The sequence below is a fragment of the Morganella psychrotolerans genome, assembly GCF_965118875.1.
In the GTDB taxonomy this organism is placed as follows: Bacteria; Pseudomonadota; Gammaproteobacteria; order Enterobacterales; family Enterobacteriaceae; genus Morganella; species Morganella psychrotolerans_C.
Genome location: NZ_CBCPJD010000009.1, coordinates 127,027 through 143,948, shown reverse-complemented (window position 1 = coordinate 143,948; position 16,922 = coordinate 127,027). Strand labels below are relative to the sequence as shown.

20 protein-coding genes are annotated in these 16,922 nt (G+C 48.8%); all 20 read right to left on the bottom strand.

Annotated features, from left to right (window positions below):
* The 20 genes from ACMHKJ_RS10825 to ACMHKJ_RS10730 all read right to left on the bottom strand — a co-directional run bounded on the left by ACMHKJ_RS10825 (nt 1) and on the right by ACMHKJ_RS10730 (nt 16,822).
* On the bottom strand, nt 1-855 hold the full coding sequence (locus ACMHKJ_RS10825; RefSeq protein WP_413493846.1) for a S49 family peptidase: 855 nt from the start codon (nt 853-855) through the stop codon (nt 1-3).
* A complete protein-coding gene (locus ACMHKJ_RS10820; RefSeq protein WP_413493844.1) occupies nt 852-2,513 on the bottom strand; it encodes a phage portal protein in 1,662 nt (553 codons plus the stop codon). Before ACMHKJ_RS10820 ends, ACMHKJ_RS10825 begins: the two co-directional genes overlap by 4 nt.
* A complete protein-coding gene (gene gpW / locus ACMHKJ_RS10815; RefSeq protein WP_413493842.1) occupies nt 2,513-2,764 on the bottom strand; it encodes a gpW family head-tail joining protein in 252 nt (83 codons plus the stop codon). The genes ACMHKJ_RS10820 and gpW overlap by 1 nt, the downstream gene beginning before the upstream one ends.
* 9 nt (nt 2,765-2,773) lie before the next feature.
* Nucleotides 2,774-4,747, bottom strand: a complete 1,974-nt coding sequence (locus ACMHKJ_RS10810) for a phage terminase large subunit family protein (protein ID WP_413493840.1) — start codon at nt 4,745-4,747, stop codon at nt 2,774-2,776.
* Entirely contained in the window at nt 4,722-5,303 is a 582-nt protein-coding gene (locus ACMHKJ_RS10805; RefSeq protein WP_413493838.1) for an RNA polymerase subunit sigma-70, read from the bottom strand. Before ACMHKJ_RS10805 ends, ACMHKJ_RS10810 begins: the two co-directional genes overlap by 26 nt.
* A 239-nt stretch (nt 5,304-5,542) precedes the next feature.
* Nucleotides 5,543-6,094 carry a hypothetical protein gene (locus tag ACMHKJ_RS10800; RefSeq protein ID WP_413493836.1) on the bottom strand — a complete coding sequence of 184 codons (552 nt, stop codon included), beginning with the start codon at nt 6,092-6,094 and terminating at the stop codon, nt 5,543-5,545.
* 3 nt (nt 6,095-6,097) lie between these two features.
* Nucleotides 6,098-6,757: a hypothetical protein gene (locus ACMHKJ_RS10795; protein WP_413493835.1), complete on the bottom strand. Its 660-nt coding sequence runs from the start codon at nt 6,755-6,757 to the stop codon at nt 6,098-6,100.
* Nucleotides 6,758-7,004: 247 nt separating this feature from the next.
* Nucleotides 7,005-7,211, bottom strand: a complete 207-nt coding sequence (locus ACMHKJ_RS10790) for a hypothetical protein (RefSeq protein ID WP_413493833.1) — start codon at nt 7,209-7,211, stop codon at nt 7,005-7,007.
* A 74-nt stretch (nt 7,212-7,285) separates the two neighbouring features.
* Nucleotides 7,286-7,741, bottom strand: coding sequence for a lysis protein (locus ACMHKJ_RS10785; protein WP_413493831.1), 456 nt, complete (start codon nt 7,739-7,741; stop codon nt 7,286-7,288).
* The gene (locus ACMHKJ_RS10780; protein WP_413493829.1) at nt 7,738-8,427 is read right to left on the bottom strand and encodes a Rha family transcriptional regulator; all 690 of its coding nucleotides are present in this window, start codon (nt 8,425-8,427) and stop codon (nt 7,738-7,740) included. Before ACMHKJ_RS10780 ends, ACMHKJ_RS10785 begins: the two co-directional genes overlap by 4 nt.
* Nucleotides 8,428-8,616: 189 nt before the next feature.
* The gene (locus ACMHKJ_RS10775) at nt 8,617-9,033 is read right to left on the bottom strand and encodes a structural protein (protein WP_413493828.1); all 417 of its coding nucleotides are present in this window, start codon (nt 9,031-9,033) and stop codon (nt 8,617-8,619) included.
* Nucleotides 9,026-9,343: a phage holin, lambda family gene (locus ACMHKJ_RS10770; RefSeq protein WP_413493827.1), complete on the bottom strand. Its 318-nt coding sequence runs from the start codon at nt 9,341-9,343 to the stop codon at nt 9,026-9,028. The genes ACMHKJ_RS10775 and ACMHKJ_RS10770 overlap by 8 nt, the downstream gene beginning before the upstream one ends.
* A 229-nt stretch (nt 9,344-9,572) precedes the next feature.
* Nucleotides 9,573-9,731 (bottom strand): hypothetical protein, encoded by a 159-nt coding sequence (locus tag ACMHKJ_RS10765; RefSeq protein ID WP_413493825.1) that lies wholly within the window; start codon nt 9,729-9,731, stop codon nt 9,573-9,575.
* Nucleotides 9,732-9,929: 198 nt separating this feature from the next.
* Complete coding sequence (locus ACMHKJ_RS10760) at nt 9,930-10,967, bottom strand: DNA-methyltransferase (RefSeq protein ID WP_413493823.1); 1,038 nt, start codon at nt 10,965-10,967, stop codon at nt 9,930-9,932.
* Nucleotides 10,968-11,318: 351 nt separating this feature from the next.
* Complete coding sequence (locus tag ACMHKJ_RS10755; RefSeq protein WP_413493821.1) at nt 11,319-12,275, bottom strand: hypothetical protein; 957 nt, start codon at nt 12,273-12,275, stop codon at nt 11,319-11,321.
* 5 nt (nt 12,276-12,280) lie between these two features.
* Nucleotides 12,281-12,871 (bottom strand): hypothetical protein, encoded by a 591-nt coding sequence (locus ACMHKJ_RS10750; protein ID WP_413493819.1) that lies wholly within the window; start codon nt 12,869-12,871, stop codon nt 12,281-12,283.
* 96 nt (nt 12,872-12,967) lie between these two features.
* Nucleotides 12,968-13,747: an antitermination protein Q gene (locus ACMHKJ_RS10745; protein WP_413493817.1), complete on the bottom strand. Its 780-nt coding sequence runs from the start codon at nt 13,745-13,747 to the stop codon at nt 12,968-12,970.
* 9 nt (nt 13,748-13,756) lie between these two features.
* Nucleotides 13,757-15,643, bottom strand: a complete 1,887-nt coding sequence (locus tag ACMHKJ_RS10740; RefSeq protein ID WP_413493816.1) for a toprim domain-containing protein — start codon at nt 15,641-15,643, stop codon at nt 13,757-13,759.
* Between the two features lie 112 nt (nt 15,644-15,755).
* Entirely contained in the window at nt 15,756-16,571 is an 816-nt protein-coding gene (locus ACMHKJ_RS10735) for a DNA-binding protein (RefSeq protein ID WP_413493814.1), read from the bottom strand.
* Nucleotides 16,568-16,822, bottom strand: coding sequence for a transcriptional regulator (locus ACMHKJ_RS10730; RefSeq protein WP_413493812.1), 255 nt, complete (start codon nt 16,820-16,822; stop codon nt 16,568-16,570). The genes ACMHKJ_RS10735 and ACMHKJ_RS10730 overlap by 4 nt, the downstream gene beginning before the upstream one ends.
* Between the last annotated feature and the right edge of the window lie 100 nt (nt 16,823-16,922).

The window sequence follows — 16,922 nt, the reverse complement described above, 5'->3', positions numbered from 1 at the left end:
TCAAATTACTCCGGATTCTTTCATTAGTTCCTGAAATGCGACATCAGGACTGGCAACCACATCAGCCAATCCCATCTGTACGCCCTCGACTGCCAAGTAACAGGCAGCCTGTGTATTGCGGACAACCGTCTCAGACAATCCGCGGTTACGGGAAACAGTGCTCACAAACAGACGCCCCATTTCATCGACATCGTGCTGAATAGCGGCTTTTGCCTCGTCACTCAGCGACACATACGGGTTGCTTTCCGCTTTGCGGTTCCCGTAGGTAATAATGGATACCTTCAACCCCTCTTCTTTGATGTGCTGTGACCAGTCACAGTGAATGACGATCACCCCGACCGAGCCGACACCGCCGGTGCGCGGGACGTATATTTTGTCTGCGGCACTGGCAAGGGCGTAAGCCGCTGAATAGGCATTTTCAGAGAGGATGGCGTGAACCGGCTTTTTGCCGCGTTCGGCATAAATCAAATCAACCAGGTCGAAACAGCCAGCCACTTCGCCGCCGGGAGAGTCAATATCCAGACAGATGCCTTTCACCTCCGGGTCATTCATCGCAGTCAGAAAGACCCGGCGGATACCGTCATAGCCGGTCATGCCGCTGTACGGACGCAACGTTCCGAGTTTCTGAACCAGGGTGCCGTAAACCGGGATAAGCGCGATACCTTCCAGTACGTCATAACCGCTGTCCTCACGGGCTTTGCGGCTGAAATATTCGTCATCGCCTTCCATCATTGTGCTGCGGATCTGCGTAATACCGAGCCGTTCTGTCAGAGAGGACACAATCACTTCCGCTTTTTGCGGGTGTATGGCAAGAGGCGTATTAAACAGCTTCTGTGCCAGGTGGGGTAAATTCACTTCGCCTCCTGTTTGTTTTCCGGATTTGGTGCAAAGGCATCTGCCAGTGCCCAACTTGGCGGCGGTAAGCCGAGTTCTTTAAACCGCTGAAGTTCATAATTACGCTGGTCTACCAATTCTTCCCAGTCTTCACCCAGATTTTCAGCCGTCTCCATTTCCAGTGTGGATAAACCCGCCTCCATACTGAGGATGGCGCCTTTTTTCTCTGCGACCGGATCTACCCACCCACGCCCCGGTCCCATCCATCTGGCGCGACAATAGGCTGCTGATGCCTCTGCAAAATCAGGCGCACCCGCTGGCAAAGGGACATCCTCAACATCATGGATCTCTTCCGAAAATGCCACAGCGATTGGCTGAGCGAATCCACTTGAGAATTCATCACGGCGGCGGGTCAGGGTTTTCCACGCCTCCAGCATCGCAGCACGGGCAGACGAGTAGTTAACATCTGACCAGTCCTGAGTGATTTGCTGAGCGGATAGTCCGGTAGCGGATGACACATTTCGCAGGACCGCGCTTTCAAATCCGGCGAAATTACTGGTCGGCCGCGCAGCGTCAAGGGTGACAATTTTTTCATTCGGGAAGAGGTGCGGTATGCGCGCGCCATTCTGAAGATCCAGGCGTTTGTCCTGATAATATTCACTACGCTGTGTCTGATAGGCGCTCAGTTCCTCGCCGTCATTAAAACCACCGCCGTTGCTGTCCCCGAGCGCGGAAGCCACCATATTGGAATCATAAGGTGATTCGATATACGCCCCGAAAACAGCATTTAAGATCGCCGCCTCCAGCTCCGATTCATCGTATTTAATCAGCATTTTCAGCTTCTGAACGATGGGAGCCAGAATGCCGATCCCCCTGTGCTGTGCCCCGCGCTCCATATCAAAATCATGCACCACGACAGAGCGCCCCCATGAGGTTTCCCGGGGCACACGTTGCCATGTCATGGTCTTTTTACCTGCCCACCAGTCGCCCATGTGTGCTTCCCGGATGTGGTAAGCAACCGGCGCACCGTCATGATCAATCTCCACACCGCCGCGTATGTTCGGCATATCGAAATTTTGCTGCGGGTTGCTGAGACGGTCGGGATCGATAATCTGGACAGTTGTCGCATAACGGGCTTTCCCGTGTCCGAGGCGGTCTGTCCGGTATTGCAGAACGGCCAGCGCGTCACCGTCTAATAACTTGTGACGAAACCCGAGGCGCAGCATCTGTGATACGGTCTGCTTTCGCTCCGCATCACAATAGCGACCTTTGTCATTCGCCCATGAGCGCCAGTGTGCGGTAATAAACCGGCTGTACTCTGCCGCCCAGGTGGCATCAAATGATTTATTACCGGTCAGTAACTGCAGCATCCGGTAATCCGGCTTGAACACCGGGCGGTAACAGGCGCCCACGGCGTTATCCAGTACGCGGGTAATGGCACCGGCGGCCCACCCGTCATTACGTGCCAGATCACGCATGCGTGACACGATGCGATCCCGGTAGATGTTAATCTCGTTATCCGGTGACCACAGCGCGGGCTGCCAGTTTGCCATCTGATCACTGAACGAGTCCGCTGCGTCATACGGCACCCGGCTGCTGCCGGACAATGCCCCGTATCTCATTTTCGGTGCTGACGGCGGCAGCGGACGACCGTCCGCCCCTAAGATTTGTACAGTCATCAGTATCTCACCCTTATCGGTCGTCTCCGGGAGATCCCGAGCATGGCCTGTATCGTCTGGATCAGCGCCAGTAAATCACCGAGGCTGGTCTGCTGATAAGACACCGAGCGCGTTCCGTCACCCTGCGTATAAGAAAATGACACCCCTTTGGCTCCGGTGGATAAATCGATATACGCCTGCTGTGCCTGATTAAGTGCCTGTTTTAACTGCTCCGGGCTCATACCTGTAAGCAGCGTGGTAACCTGTGACATTGACACTCCTTATGGCAAAAGCTGAGACATACGCTTCCGCCTGGGTTTCTCTTCGGTTGGTTCCGGGATAATTGCCCCGGGAAATCGCAGATTGGTTTTGGTCTGAGGCTCTGCCGGCGGCGCAATAAGACGTGCCGGATTACCGGCAATATTGTCAGCCAGGGCATTGAGTTTCAGCCCCATATACATCAGACCGCACAGCGCGGCATAGCTGTATACACGACAGTCCAGGGCTTCGTTTGCCCGTCCGGGGATTTGTTCCCACACGCGGTATCGCTGACCGCCCGCCGTTTTAACAACCGACCGCTCCGCCAGCATCTGCCCGAAATACTGTAAATCACGATCTGCCGGGAAATGCATATACGCCGGGGATGGCTCACCGGCTTCCGGAGGCTCCAGGTGTAAGCGACCGCGCACGGCATCTTTTGCCGCATTCACGCCGATAATCACCGGCTTAAACCCGGTTTTTGAACGGGAGGTGATCCGCTTTGTCGGCCATATCGGAGAGCGTTTGCCACCCCGCGCCGACTCACCCTTGATCGCCCATATCTGGCGACCGAGCCGCGCTTTACAAAAGTTGTACACGTTTTGAGTATGGTGACCGCCGGAGTCCATGCAGGCCGCCATGATGACGAAGCCGTGACCATCCGCCCGCCGCCAGACTTGTTTCAGGTAGGCATCGAGACGCTCCCACGGCTCATCAGTTTCCAGATCCCCTTCAATCACATCATGCGAAACTGACCAGCTCTCTTCACTGCGCCCCCAGCCGACAACTTCAATTTCAAAGCGATCATCCTGAGTATCGATACCGGCAGTCAGAAGCGTGACACCGTCCGGTACTTCAGCCGCCCATACCTCACACCGCTCCAGTAATTTCTGTTCGCTCAGGGCTTTTTCGCCCCGGTCTTCATACGGCTCACCGAGTACCAGGTTGATAAAAGTCTGCCGTCTTAACGGGTCGTCTTTCACTTCCAGCCACTCAGCCACAAGATTAGGCCATGCCGCATTCGGGAACAGACTGTATGCCGCCCAGATATGAAACCCGGCATGACCGGTAAACGGACGATCAGTCCGCCACTCACCTTTTTTTATCATCATAGATTTATCGCTGTCGTGAATAACACAACCGTTATGACGGCAGACGTAATACGTGGTCTCCGGCAGACCGTTGCCGTCTTTGTCTTTATCCCATTTCATGCCGTAAGGGGTATCGGGTCCGCCCCATTCTAGGATCTGAAATTCACCGCAGTGAGGACACGGCACCCAGTAATGACGCTGGTCGCTGTCATTGAATGATTTTTCGATACGACTGACATTTTTCACCGTCGGCGTTGACCCCAGTACAATTTTACGGTTCCAGAATGTCTCTGAGCGCTTGATACCCAGTGCAATCTGATCTCCCTCTGAACCGGCACCGCCGGACGGAAAACCGTCCACTTCATCAAACAGGATGATCCGGCAGGTGATACGACGAAAGCCGGCGGGCGAGTTCGCACCCACCAGCGTTAAATTAGAGCCGTTGGAGAATTGCTTTTTAAGTATGGTCTGCCCGCTGTCTTTGGCTTTTGCCTCTCCGGCAATAGCTTTCAGTACAGGGGTATCACGCAGCATCGGGGCTATTTCACCTTTACTGTAGTCCTCAGCATCATCCACACGCGGTTGCACGACAAGTATCGGGGACGGGTCATGTGCAAGGTAATAGCCGACAACGTGGTCAAGAATCTTTGTATAGCCGACACGGGCAGATTTCATCACCGACACCTTTGTTACCGCAGGGTCAGTAATGGCATCCATCATGCCGTCCTGATATTTGAATGACCGGAATCGCCCGGTCTGTGCGGCATTCTCTTTCGACAACACTGCGTATTTGTTTGCCCATTCGCTCAGCGATAAGGCTTCCGGAGGTCTGATAACAGCGCGTTTATGACCCAGTGCGCGGGTGAATTGCTGCCATGCATTATCCCCCCTGTTCACTGTGATCAAGGCTTAATTCCTCCATCGCCTCATGAATAATGTCCTGCACCGCTGCCACAAACTCAGCATCTGAGGAGGTAAGTGCCAGCGACCGCAGGCGGGGACCGTGCTCCGGTGCTATCGCAATCAGCCGGGTCCGCATGGCGTGGTACTCTTCACCGATTTTATCGATCATGTCCTGCCACGGCAGCACCAGACCGGATTTCTCTTCATACTCCAGCCGGGCCAGCTCCGCAAAATAGTGTTCTTTGATGGCGCGGGATTCTTCAAGGTCGCGAACCTGTTCATCACCGGAAACCAGTCCGGCATATACGGATTCGGCGCGCTGCTGAAAGTTGCCTTTATCTTTGGCAGGTTTCTTTTCCGGAGCCTCAGTTTTTTTCGCCGCATTCTTAGTGCGCAGATCCTGACTGTCCCGATACTTTTTCAGGTTCTTGTCGCTGGCTTCCACATCGATATCATCACCAACTTTCACGATGTATTTTCCGCTCTGCATCCAGCGGGTGATCGTCTTCCGGTTCACCCCGGCATGATTCGCATAGTCGGAAATATTCATCGTGGTCATGGGACATTTTCCTGCTGACGTGGGACATCGGGACATATGGGACATTGCGTGGGACATGTCCCACATTTCATGGGACACAAAACTCAGCGATTTTTTATGTAACCGACTGAATCAGAAATAAAAACACCTGACCGCCGTCATGGGACATGGGACACAAAATCAAAATTTCACAGCTAGACGCAGAACGCGGCGCGCAATGCCCGTGACATACAAAAGTGCGGGGAAGGACCCAAAAAATTCTAGGGGCAGCGCCACCACTTATTCCGTTGACAAGCAATACGTTTTTTATTATTTTCCGGCAGCTCACCAACCTTAGCCAGGCAGTAATCCATCAGTGACTGAGTAATGCAAACTGCCAACTCGTTGGGGTTCTTGCACTGCTCTGATTTAATATATTTCAGCGCAGATTCGATTTCCAATTGCATCACCTCTAAACAGTTGATGCTGGTACCCGCTGTTTTTTCTGACGATACCTGCTGTGTTGTTATCTTGATTTTCGGACTATCTACGATAGTATCCTGTGGAAAGTACAACACTGGCATAGATGCCCGAAACGTCCGTAGTTCTTCAGCTATCTCTTTCAGTTGTTCATCTGAGGCGGTCAAGCTGACCTGCTGCAATGGCTGTGATAATGACATTTCACCATTAGCCTTTGTCAGCGCATCAATCAGTGCTGTGACAATCTTCTGCTGAGTACCATCTGTCAGATATCCACGGGATGCCACACCTTCACCGCTTTCACTGTCGCGGTACCAGATGGTTACACCGTTATGCTCTACTGTTACTTTCATTGCTCACCTCGCCGTCCGTATCGCCTCTTCTATCGCCCGGTTAATCTCCTGCGGCAATAGCGCCTGTGTCATCTTCATTGCTCTGTCCTGATATCCCAGTACCGGCTCAACAGGCAGGGCATCACCGAACCGGATTAACAGTTTCGGCGGTCTGGATGGCATTCGTTCACGCCGCGTTCCGTTTGGTGACCGCTTTAGTCGTTTCCGGTTCTTCTTGACTTTTTTAGCTTTCTTTCGCTCCCACACACCGTTGACACCTTTGCCGTAACGAGTGGATAGCTCACCAATAAATACGTTTTCTTTATTCTTAAGGCTGCTTAGCTTGTTACGCGGTAAGTTCCCGTACTTATTGAGTCTGATGCTTTTCGGGTTCAGAAGCGCCGCCCCATTGAGTTTATGCACCCCGCCCGTTTCAAATGGCTCAAGGTAACCGGCGGCAGTCGGCAGAATAAATACTTTAGCGGCTAAATCAGCCTTTCTGGCACCCTTACTTCTCACACCACCGACAGTAAACGGTGTCGGGTTATCCAGATGCCGCTGTATTGCCACTTTCTGTGCGCCCTCAATCTTCCTGACGACTGAGGTCATTGCCTGGGCTGTCGCGAATGGTATTTGCTTTCGCAGAGTTCGGAGTTGGTTGGTTAGGTCTGTAAGATTAGCCATGGATACCCCTGAATTTACATTCCACTCACCACTCGTAAATGATGATTGGAATATCGCCGTCTCTCCGGCTGTCACGCCTGACTCTCCGACAGTTGACGTTCCTGTCTACGCACATGATAAATGCTGGATTCGTTGTTTTTGATTCTCACTGTGCACTCGCCGCATAAGATAGACGGGTCATGGTTAACACAGAGAGACTGCGACAACGCACGCATAAGATACGAGAAAATCCCGTATGTAAAAATAATCAGTGCTCTGACTTCATGACCATTACTGCTGGCTTTCCTGTCAGCTCACCCTCTTCAAACCAGCCATCAACACCACGACCATCAGCGGTTAAATAGTGAATGAAGTATTGATTCGGCCCATTGCGATATTCAGCACGGGCTTTGATGTGACCTTCTTCACCACTGATAGTGACCTGTACAATCTGACCTAATTCATGTTCAAACATAGTTTTTGTTCCTCTGATGGTAAAACGCCCCGCTATTTAGCGAGGCGTTGTTGTTCAATTTCCCGTATTGCCCGCTATTTAGCTGGGAACTCGGCTCTCACGTAATCCCTCAAACCAAGGTATTGCTTTTCCAAAGTTTCAAGCTGCTTGCGGAGATGAAAATAATCCGGTTCAGCGTCTCTCGCCAAGGTGGCGGGTCTGCCATCATCCATGCCGGTGGCGGTATCGGTTCCGGTCTTTGGACACTCGGCGCGGACGTACACGCGCTTATTGCCAGACTTAACAGCATCACGCAGGCTATCAATCTCAGTTTTTGCATTGGTTAACTCCTGCGTGTACATAGTGTCGAGTTCGTGAAATGACTGAATGCGGGACTTGTAATCTTTGTTGATGGCGACCTGCTCACTGAACTGTGTGAACAGCAGCTGATAATTATCTTTCAGCCCGCCGTAAAGATGCAGGGTAAACAACAAGCCGATGAGCAGCACACCGCAGATACCGACTAATGCTTTAGTTAGCGTGGTCATCATTCATTTAACCTCGCCTGTTCTTCCATCAGCGGTTTGTGGTAGTTTTTATTATAGATACCCTGCAACGAATCCTTTCTCTGGTGATAATCCCACCCCATAGAGATAAATACCGTATTCGCCCGCTGCAACTCAGTAATAGCTTTGATCTGCCACCGGGTTAAATAATCACGGATAGCCTCATCTTTCCCGATATCATTTTCTTTTTTAAATTTGGCTGATTTTTTACCCAGAACAATACCGTTTATCATGTCGGCTTCGGTACTGTAATGAAAATACTCCGTTTCTTTCCCTTCCTGCTCACGGCTTACTTTCAGCGCATCAGACATCGGGCGGTATTCCATTCTGGCAACATCACGCTGACGCCGGATTTCCTCTTCTTTTTTCGCTTTCTCGCGGAACCGGATGAAGCTGTCGACCAGGCGAACCTGACCGTCCTTTGCTTTTTCGCCGCCGATAAACGGCATGGCAATCAAAAATCCACGTTCAGTCAGCTCATAACACGGCAGTTCCTTTTTCTGCTTAGTGATATAAGAGGAGGCTCTGAAATCGGAGACTCCTAAATGCTGAGACGCTATCAGTGATTCGATGCTGTTCATTACACGAAAGTGATCACGCCCGAATTCACTTGCGATAACATCTGTGTTTACCACGGGCTGATTGCCTGATTTTTTAATTAAATGTTTCATAAACGTATTTCCTATAGAGATAGAACCTGCTGACATAGAAATACCGCCCCGAGAGAGGTCGCCACCTTTAGCGATGTTTCTCAGGCTCTATTTCTATAAGCACTCGGATGAATTTCGCGCATGTCAGTGCGCCGAAAAAAAGAAAGCCCTGCACGATGTCAGGGCTGTAAGCTGTATTCAGTTAACGGGTTAAAGCAATCCCCACGCCTTTTCAAACACATCTGCACCATACGGTTGATATCCCAGCTCAACGCCGACAATCGCAGTCGCCAGCGCAATGCCGGTCTTTTTGTCTTTGGTGTTCAGGTGGTCATTAATGCCGATACCGATATCAGCAGCAGCGCGGTTGATGTAACCGCCGGTGTTGTTTTCATTCGGTGGTGCGTATTTGTTGATGATGGCTTTGACTGAACTCAGACCGTATTTTGTCTGATATGTCTGAAGCAATTTATAGATTGCCCGGATGCCATACTCAGGTGATTGGAACCGGCAGAATCGGGATTCGATTTTTGGGTCATGCGGCAACTGTCCTTGCCACGGATTACGTGGATTGTAGTCGATATTACCCGGATTATTGTTGCGTTCGCCGCGTGCTGGTTTACTCATTATTCACTCCCGCTTTACCTTTAATCATGCCGCTTACCTTCTCTACGCCCCAGTAGCCAATCATGACGCTGGTGATATAGGCCAGATCCTGATTCAGACCCATAAATGCCAGCAGGTCTTTAGCAAACCAACCGAGGACTGCACACAGAACGGCGTCCAGCAGTGTCTTCTTCCATCCGCCGCCGTTGTACATCCCACGCAAGCCGGCAACCAAACCAGCGAGAGCAGCAAATACGCCTTGGTCTTTATATTGAGAAAGGTAGCTGAGTACCTGCTCCCAAAATTCAGGGGTTTTATTCATATGATTCATACTCGCCCCCTGTTGTGGAGGATTCAGTTAATAGGGTGCCGCGCACAGTATCTCTGCGATGGTTACGTTTGTTTGTTCAGGATTCTGTGGCGGCGTATTGGAACCATTACGAGGATGTTCTCGATATGGTGGGGATGGTGCCCTCATCGGTGAGGGTACCAAATAAGCAAATCGAACTATCCGGAAATTCCGGAGAGTTGAACCTGTAAGCTATCGTTACAGGTTGGAATTAAAGCTCAAAATATCCATTACCAAACAGCAATGCGGCATTAAACTTCCGGCTTCGCTCTGCCCGTTCTTCTTCCGATAACCTATCGCGCTCAGTATAAGGCGGTGCTTTGGCTGCATCGGCTCTGGTCGGATATTTAGAATCCTTCAAATTCGTCATGCATCATTACCTCGCTATCGGAATTCCGGCATCGGAACAATATCAATGTGTTACATACATACGAGATTTTCCCGTATCACGGGAGGTCACTGTGACCTCCGGTAATTAAATCAATATGTTATCGATGATGTTCGTTAGTCACTGAATCAATGACCAATGACAGGGGCTACTCCGGAGCTGTGCGGGAATTAAATGATATCAATACATTATCTCTTTCTTAGTCTGCTCAAACCGTTCCGTTTCCATTTCCACACCCAGAACGCGCCGGTTGTGCTTCAGCGCGGCTTTCAGTGTTGCGCCTGACCCCATAAAGAAATCAGCGACCAGATCACTTTCACGGCTGCTGGCTTTTATAATGTGCTCCATCATTGCGGATGGCTTTTCACACGGATGCTTTCCGGGATAATACTGAACCGGTGGAAACGTCCACACATCCGTATAAGGCACATCGACCGATACCGCAAAGTAACGACGCAGCAGCTGATACTGATCTGATAATTCGTGATATTCACGCCGGAGAGCGTATTGCTCACTGACCAGGTCACCGTGTTCACGGCTTAGCGGGTTATTTCGTTGATGATCTGCCGCTACACGTTGAAACAGTACCTGCAGTTTCAGGTAATCAGCCTCATTCGGTAATTGCCACTGACTATACCCAAACCAATGAGAGGACATCTGCTTACCGGTCGCCTGCTGAATATCTTTTGCTGTAATACCCAGCGCATCACGTGCCTGCTTAAAATACTCAATCAGCGGGGTAAATACGTTTTTCTTCAATTCTTCCCGCCGCTGATGATATTCACTGCCTTTACCCATGACCGGCCCCTGGTAGTGCCCGGCAAACAAGATCCGTTCTGTTGACGGGAAGTAGCTACGCAGGCTTTCTTTATTCTGTCTACGCCACGGTCCTGATGGTTTCGCCCATATAATGTGGCTCAGGACATCAAACCGCGCCCGCACTAATAATTCAGTATCTGACGCTAACCGCGATCCGCAAAATAAATACAGACTGCCGTTCGGCTTCAATACCCGCCAGAACTCCACCAGCATTTCATCCAGCCATGATAAATATGCGCCGACATTTTCCCACTGATTATCCCAGCTACAGCTTTTAACTTGGAAATAAGGCGGGTCAGTTGCTATTAGGTCAATGCAATTGTCTGGAAGTGTCTTTATGTAGCAGAGAGAGTCATCATTGACTAAATTTATACTGTTTAAATTAACAGGGTTTTTCATAGATCAGGAGAACCTTTTTTGGTAGGCTTACTCCGCTTTGTCGACATAAGCAGTGGGCCTTGGTTTATCCGTGATCGTCAAGAACGGGTGAATGGCTGGGAAGGTGCTATCAACACCCACCAGCCGCCCATTTCACAGCATGAGAATAGTTAAAGGTGGGATTTCTCACCTTTAAATTTCAGGTATAAAAAAACCCCGCGATCGCGAGGCTTAGGATTTTCGTAGTGCGCTAACCGTAAGATGCCCACTATTTAGAGATGATATAACGGATTTATGCAAAAAGCAACTAACATGTATAAATGCACAGCTATAAATTAAACATCCAACAAGCGTGTCATATCCCCCTGGGAACTAACTATATTTATTCCAATCCCCAAAAAACTGGTCGGCACCATAATTTGGGCTGGGCGGTGTATCAATAACTTTAACTTCTTTCTTCTCTTTTAATGGTTCTGATTTTGGGTCTGATCCTCGTAATATACTGTCAGATGGCAGGTCATTAATAATTTCCATATTTAGTTCACTGTGAGGATAGGGATCTTTTATAGACCTCACATGAATAATGTTATTCCCCACAAGCATCATCCCCTCAAATGTGCCTTTTCTCTTATGGTCAATCACCACGCGGGGATCACAATGTTCGCGCCGTAAATCAAACATACCGCACTCAATCGGATCAGGAAGCAATGATGCGCTGCGAAGTGATTTCCAGGTGAAATCAATACAGCTATTCGATGAGCCGACATAGAGCAAACTAAAATCCGGGTTGGTTCCTTCTTGTGCTGATTTTCCGTAATTTAATAACTGTTGATGCTGTTCCTCGCTGATTTCAATAATTCTCCGGTAATGAGGGTTTTCATAATGGATAGTGTCTTTATTAATAACCATTCCATCACCGAATGGTAATGACGTTTTAGGCATAAAGCCGAATGCTTTACTTTTATCTGAATTTATTTTCTTTGATATTGGCTCTAGTTCATGAACATGAAACCACATATGCCCAGCAACTGAAACAACTCGTTTACCATTTTTTATATATGGCTCACCATCATTATCATTTAGCGGTGTTCCTGGGTAAGCAATATAGATTGTCACCGTATATCGTGTCCCCAACGAACGCAGGATATGCTCAACAAATTCTGTCCTCGCATCTGGTGGAAAGCAGGTTTGACAAGCACCCACGGTAGCGTTGTTTCTTTTACTTGGATAAGCACTGTGCTCAATCAGTATTTTTTTATGCTCTATCTTTGTGTCATCCTGATTTGCTATGTATACAAGTAAATCTTCAGTTTTATTTTTTGGTTCCATGATTTTTATTTATTGAAATAGGTGCTAATAGAAACAAAATAACTTAATCCGTCAATTTTTAATTGCGGCCAGTCTCCCATAACTTTAACTTTTATACGATATTGACCATAATCAGACTTGTTACTAGTCAATGGAGATAGTGAATCTACCCCACCAGGTGAATTCTTGGTTATTATTCTGCTTGATATCATGCTCTCTGTTAAATCAGAATTTATTCTATACAATTCAACATTGAATATTGGTTCGTTGTTAATGTCACCAAGAATACCATTCTTTGCAAATAAATCAGATGGATAAAAAATATCAGTATCAGTAACGTCTTTGTTTTTACTTAGCTTCAAGATAACATGAGGGGATGGTGACTGCAAAGGCGTTATAAAAAACATTCTTCCTTCGGGTAATGGTGTATTCCAAAACACAAAATCAACTTCATAACCCTTCTCATAGAGCTTGATAGGAATATCGATAGGTTCGCCGATAGTTATTTTCGGGGATAAAAAATAGTACGGATTACCAAATGGCGGGAAAACCCACTGATAAGCCAGGGTTCCGCCAATGCCAATCAATACACATAATAAGAGTTTAATTTTCTTCACAGCTAGCCACCTCACAGTTATGCATAATTATTTCATTTAAGTTAATTAATATCAATACCGGTTAAGTGCATTAAACCGGTACAATTCATTCAATAATTAGCGAGTGACTTTATTGAAAAATATCTCTGCTTTATTCTCCTCAATATAACACTTTCCTGTTAACTCCTCGTAAAATGGTTTCCAGTTTCGTGACCAGCTGGATTGAGTCAAATCAGGAACCAGGTGCTTAATTGCATTGTATGCCACAGACGATGGCACCCGCCGGTAACCCCTTCCGGAACAACGCGGGCAATTTTTAATAACCGGAACGCCTTGTAACAACGTCTGCTCTTCATCGGGAACTTTACCCCGGCCTCTGCACTGACACCGGTAGGTTAATTGTCCTTTCCCGTTACAGGTCATGCACAGCTCGCCTACCAGTTCATTACGGATAATCGGCTCAACAATCTCTATACCTTCCATGTTGATGATGCCCGGATGTTTCACTACATCTTTCCGGCTATAAATCAATCCCTTTCCGCCACAGTCCTGACACTCACAGGCCGAACCAGCTGAACGGGCATAATCGGCAAAGGCAGCCGTTGCAAGTTTATCCATACACTGAGCCAGACGATTGCCGGCAGCTTTAACCACCAACTTCGGGGCTGTTTTCATTGCATACAGAGTCAGCATTTTGACAGTGATATTATCGTCTTCCGCGCTGACATCATTTTTACCAAAGAACGCATGCATCCCGAACGCCGCCTTTTGTGACGCCATCCCCATTGCCGCGGCTGAATCCATGCCTTTCAGTCTGTCCGGTGCCGTAGAGTTTGAGCTGTCGCTGAATGTCGGTGATTTCGGATGAAATTGTTTTAATGCGCTTTCGAGTTTCATTTTTTATCCTCAGTATTCAGTTACATTCTGCATTTTCCACACCTCGTCATAATCTGAAGCCGGCATGTTGGCGAAATAGTTGTAAGGTGAAGCATCTTCTTTAGTCAGAAACTGATGTGAAGCAGAATCAAGATATAATCCGGTACCACCTTCCCACCCTTCCCCGTTCCGCTGTTTTTCCAGCAATAACATCGACCCGGGCTTTTCGATAGCTTCCTGATCCTGGTCGGTCAGCTGGCTGTGGTATTTTTGTTTTTCCAGTGCCTTTTCCCGGCGCTTGTTACGCCAGATAATCATCACGTTGTCAGCAAGGTCAGTAATCGCCCCTGTCCCTTTCACGTCCATTTTTCCGGTGGGCTTATCTTCACTGTCTGATTTCCGGCTGTGCGTGACTAAAATTACGTGGCTGTTTGTTTTGTTCTTAAAATCACATAGAGCGTCCATGAATGCTTTCTGCCCGTTATAATCATCATCCCCGCAAACAACCTTAGTCAGACTGTCTACGATAAATAACTTGATCCCGTACCGACGGTTGGCGTAATAAAAGATTTCAAGCAAGCGCTCACCTTTCGCATTTCCGGTGAGTCCAAACAGCCATAGCCGATCATCATAAAATTTGAAGGACGACTCAAACTCAATCTGAGGTGGCTTTGCCTGGCAGGTAACCTGCCGCGTCAGGCGCTTCAGCAGCATGCCGGGTTTGAGTTCCAGGGAAGCTACACAGGATCTTACGCCCTGCCTCATAGCCTCACAGACAATGTGTCCGGCAATTTCTGTTTTCCCGTGTCCGTTCACACCGTTAAGCACAGTCAGCTCCGATTCCCGGAAACTAAAGTTGTAGTTCATCGGTTCCCACGGTGTCCGGAATAAATACTGCTCTTTTCCGTACAAAGCATCCCAGGTGTCCTGATAAAACTCACGGGCACAAAACAGCTCTTCCGGGTCAAAATAGGCAGCCGTTTCGAGGCAGGACACAATGTCCTTCTGACTCACTCCGGCCTGAAGGCATTCGTTGACATCTTTGTGCGGCAGGTTAACCATGCGGCAGCGGTACTCACCCAGCCGGGAAGCTATTTCTTTTGCCGCTTCGCGCCCCACGTCATCGTTATCGAGAGACAGCCAGATCTCCGTAAATCGATCCAGATTGTGAAACTCTGTTTCAATCCACTGCTGCTTCGCCCCTTTACCGCCGCCGAACGGGACCGACAGCGCCGATAACCCATACTGCCGGTAACTCAGGCAATCAATCTCACCTTCACAAATGATGACAGCCCGTGCATCATGGCTCAGTGCCTGCCAGCCAAATAAACACGGCTCACACCCTGCTTCTGCCATGATTATTTTTTTCCCGCCCGGACGTTCTGTGCCGATCCGCTTTACCTGCAGCAACTCACCGTCACGCTCATAGGGAAATGCCACCGCCGGAAGTTCCCGGCTGTCATCGTGAGACCACACCACCGCGTCACTGACCTTGAATAGCTCGGCAACCTCACGCGAAATACCCCGGCCCTCCAGATAGGCGTAGCACCCATCCGGTTTACGCAGATTTTTACTCAGTGCTTTGCGGTCTGGTTTTGAAAACGCTTTTTTCTGTTTCGCCGCAAAGTGGTGATCCTCATCCCGGATACCCATAAACTCCTTCGCCTCAGTCATCGCCTGGTGCAATGAGCAACTCCGGGTCGCGACCCAAAGATCCAGCAGATCACCAGTCTGACCGGTTGCAAAATCAGACCAGACTTTTTTGCCGGCCAGATTGATTTTCAGGCTTTTCCCGGATTCACCACCGACGTTTCCGGCAACCCATTCGTGACCATCAACGCGACCGTTCGGCAGCAGATACTTCGCTACCCGATCGGCACTGTCCCATAATTTTTCTGATAATTCGTTAGGTGTCACTATGCCGCCCTCAAATCCAACTTCCTGAACCAAAAACTTACTGTGTCAGCCCCGATCAGCCCGTGGTTATATCCAAACATCAACAACGCCTTAATCCGGGATTTCATGGTAATCACCTGTCGATAATGATTGTTCCGTCAGGGCACTGGAAGATACCTCCCCGCGTTTGCGGCTGCTGACGCTGATACCCTCCACGAAATGACTTTGCGTTGCGAAGCCAGGTATTCAGTGCCCGCCCCCAGTCAGCAAACAATGACCCTTTGCTGAGGTGGTAGTCGGTGAACTTCTGAAATTCATCCTGCAAATTCATCCCGGTCTCCTGAGCTAATTCCCGATGTTTTTCAGTCGGAGAAAAATCCTCTGGCATGACATGTTTTTTTGTTTTATTTTTTGTTGGTGCAGGCTGAGATTTTTTATTTCCCGCGTTTTCGCGGCCATTAGTAATCTCTGTAGTATTCTCTGTAGTAATCTCTGAAGGATCGAAATCGGGATCTGCCGATCCGCGACGAGGGGTTTCCCCACTCCCCGACGAAGGGTTTCCCGCTTCCCCGAAAACGGGTTTCCCTGTTTCGGGAAAAGTGGTTTCATGGTTTCGCGAAGCAGGTGTGTTTCCGGTGATAATTTCATCCAGCTTTTCGCAGTCAATACGGTAATAAATTTTGTGCTCAAGACGGCGGTTTGTTTCAATCAAAATCCCGCGGGATACCAGTTGCTTCCGGGCTGTAGCCTGTTGTTCAAAACTCAGTCCCGTTTCCTGCTCAATCTCTTCCCGGGTTTTATGAACCCCGAAATCTGAAAATGCCTTATCGTGCCAGTAAAAGATCTGGCTGAAAAAAATAACCGCGTGGGGACTGCCCATAGATTTAACCAACCCAGGGTAGTAGGCAACCGGGTGCCCGAAATCCAGTAACAAATCAGACGGTCTCATGGTGATACCTCATCAGTGTGTTTTGGTTCGGATACATGACATTCCCCAAATAACTCAGGTAAATCAGGGCGGATTTCGCAGGCACGAACGATGCCATTCGTTGACTTCACAATCAGAGGGACAATCTCAGGGGATACCCGGGATTTATTTTTTAACCACTTGTAAACCGCCTGCTGAGTCACGCCACAAGCATCTGCAAGTTTTTGCTGAGTGCCGAGCAAACCTATTGCGGTTTTAATCGCTACATTCATAACAACCTCCGTTTTATTTTTACATAATAAAACTATAGTTGTTTTTAATCAACAACCAAAATCCGATTGCCTAAAAACAACCGAAGTTGTATATTTCGAT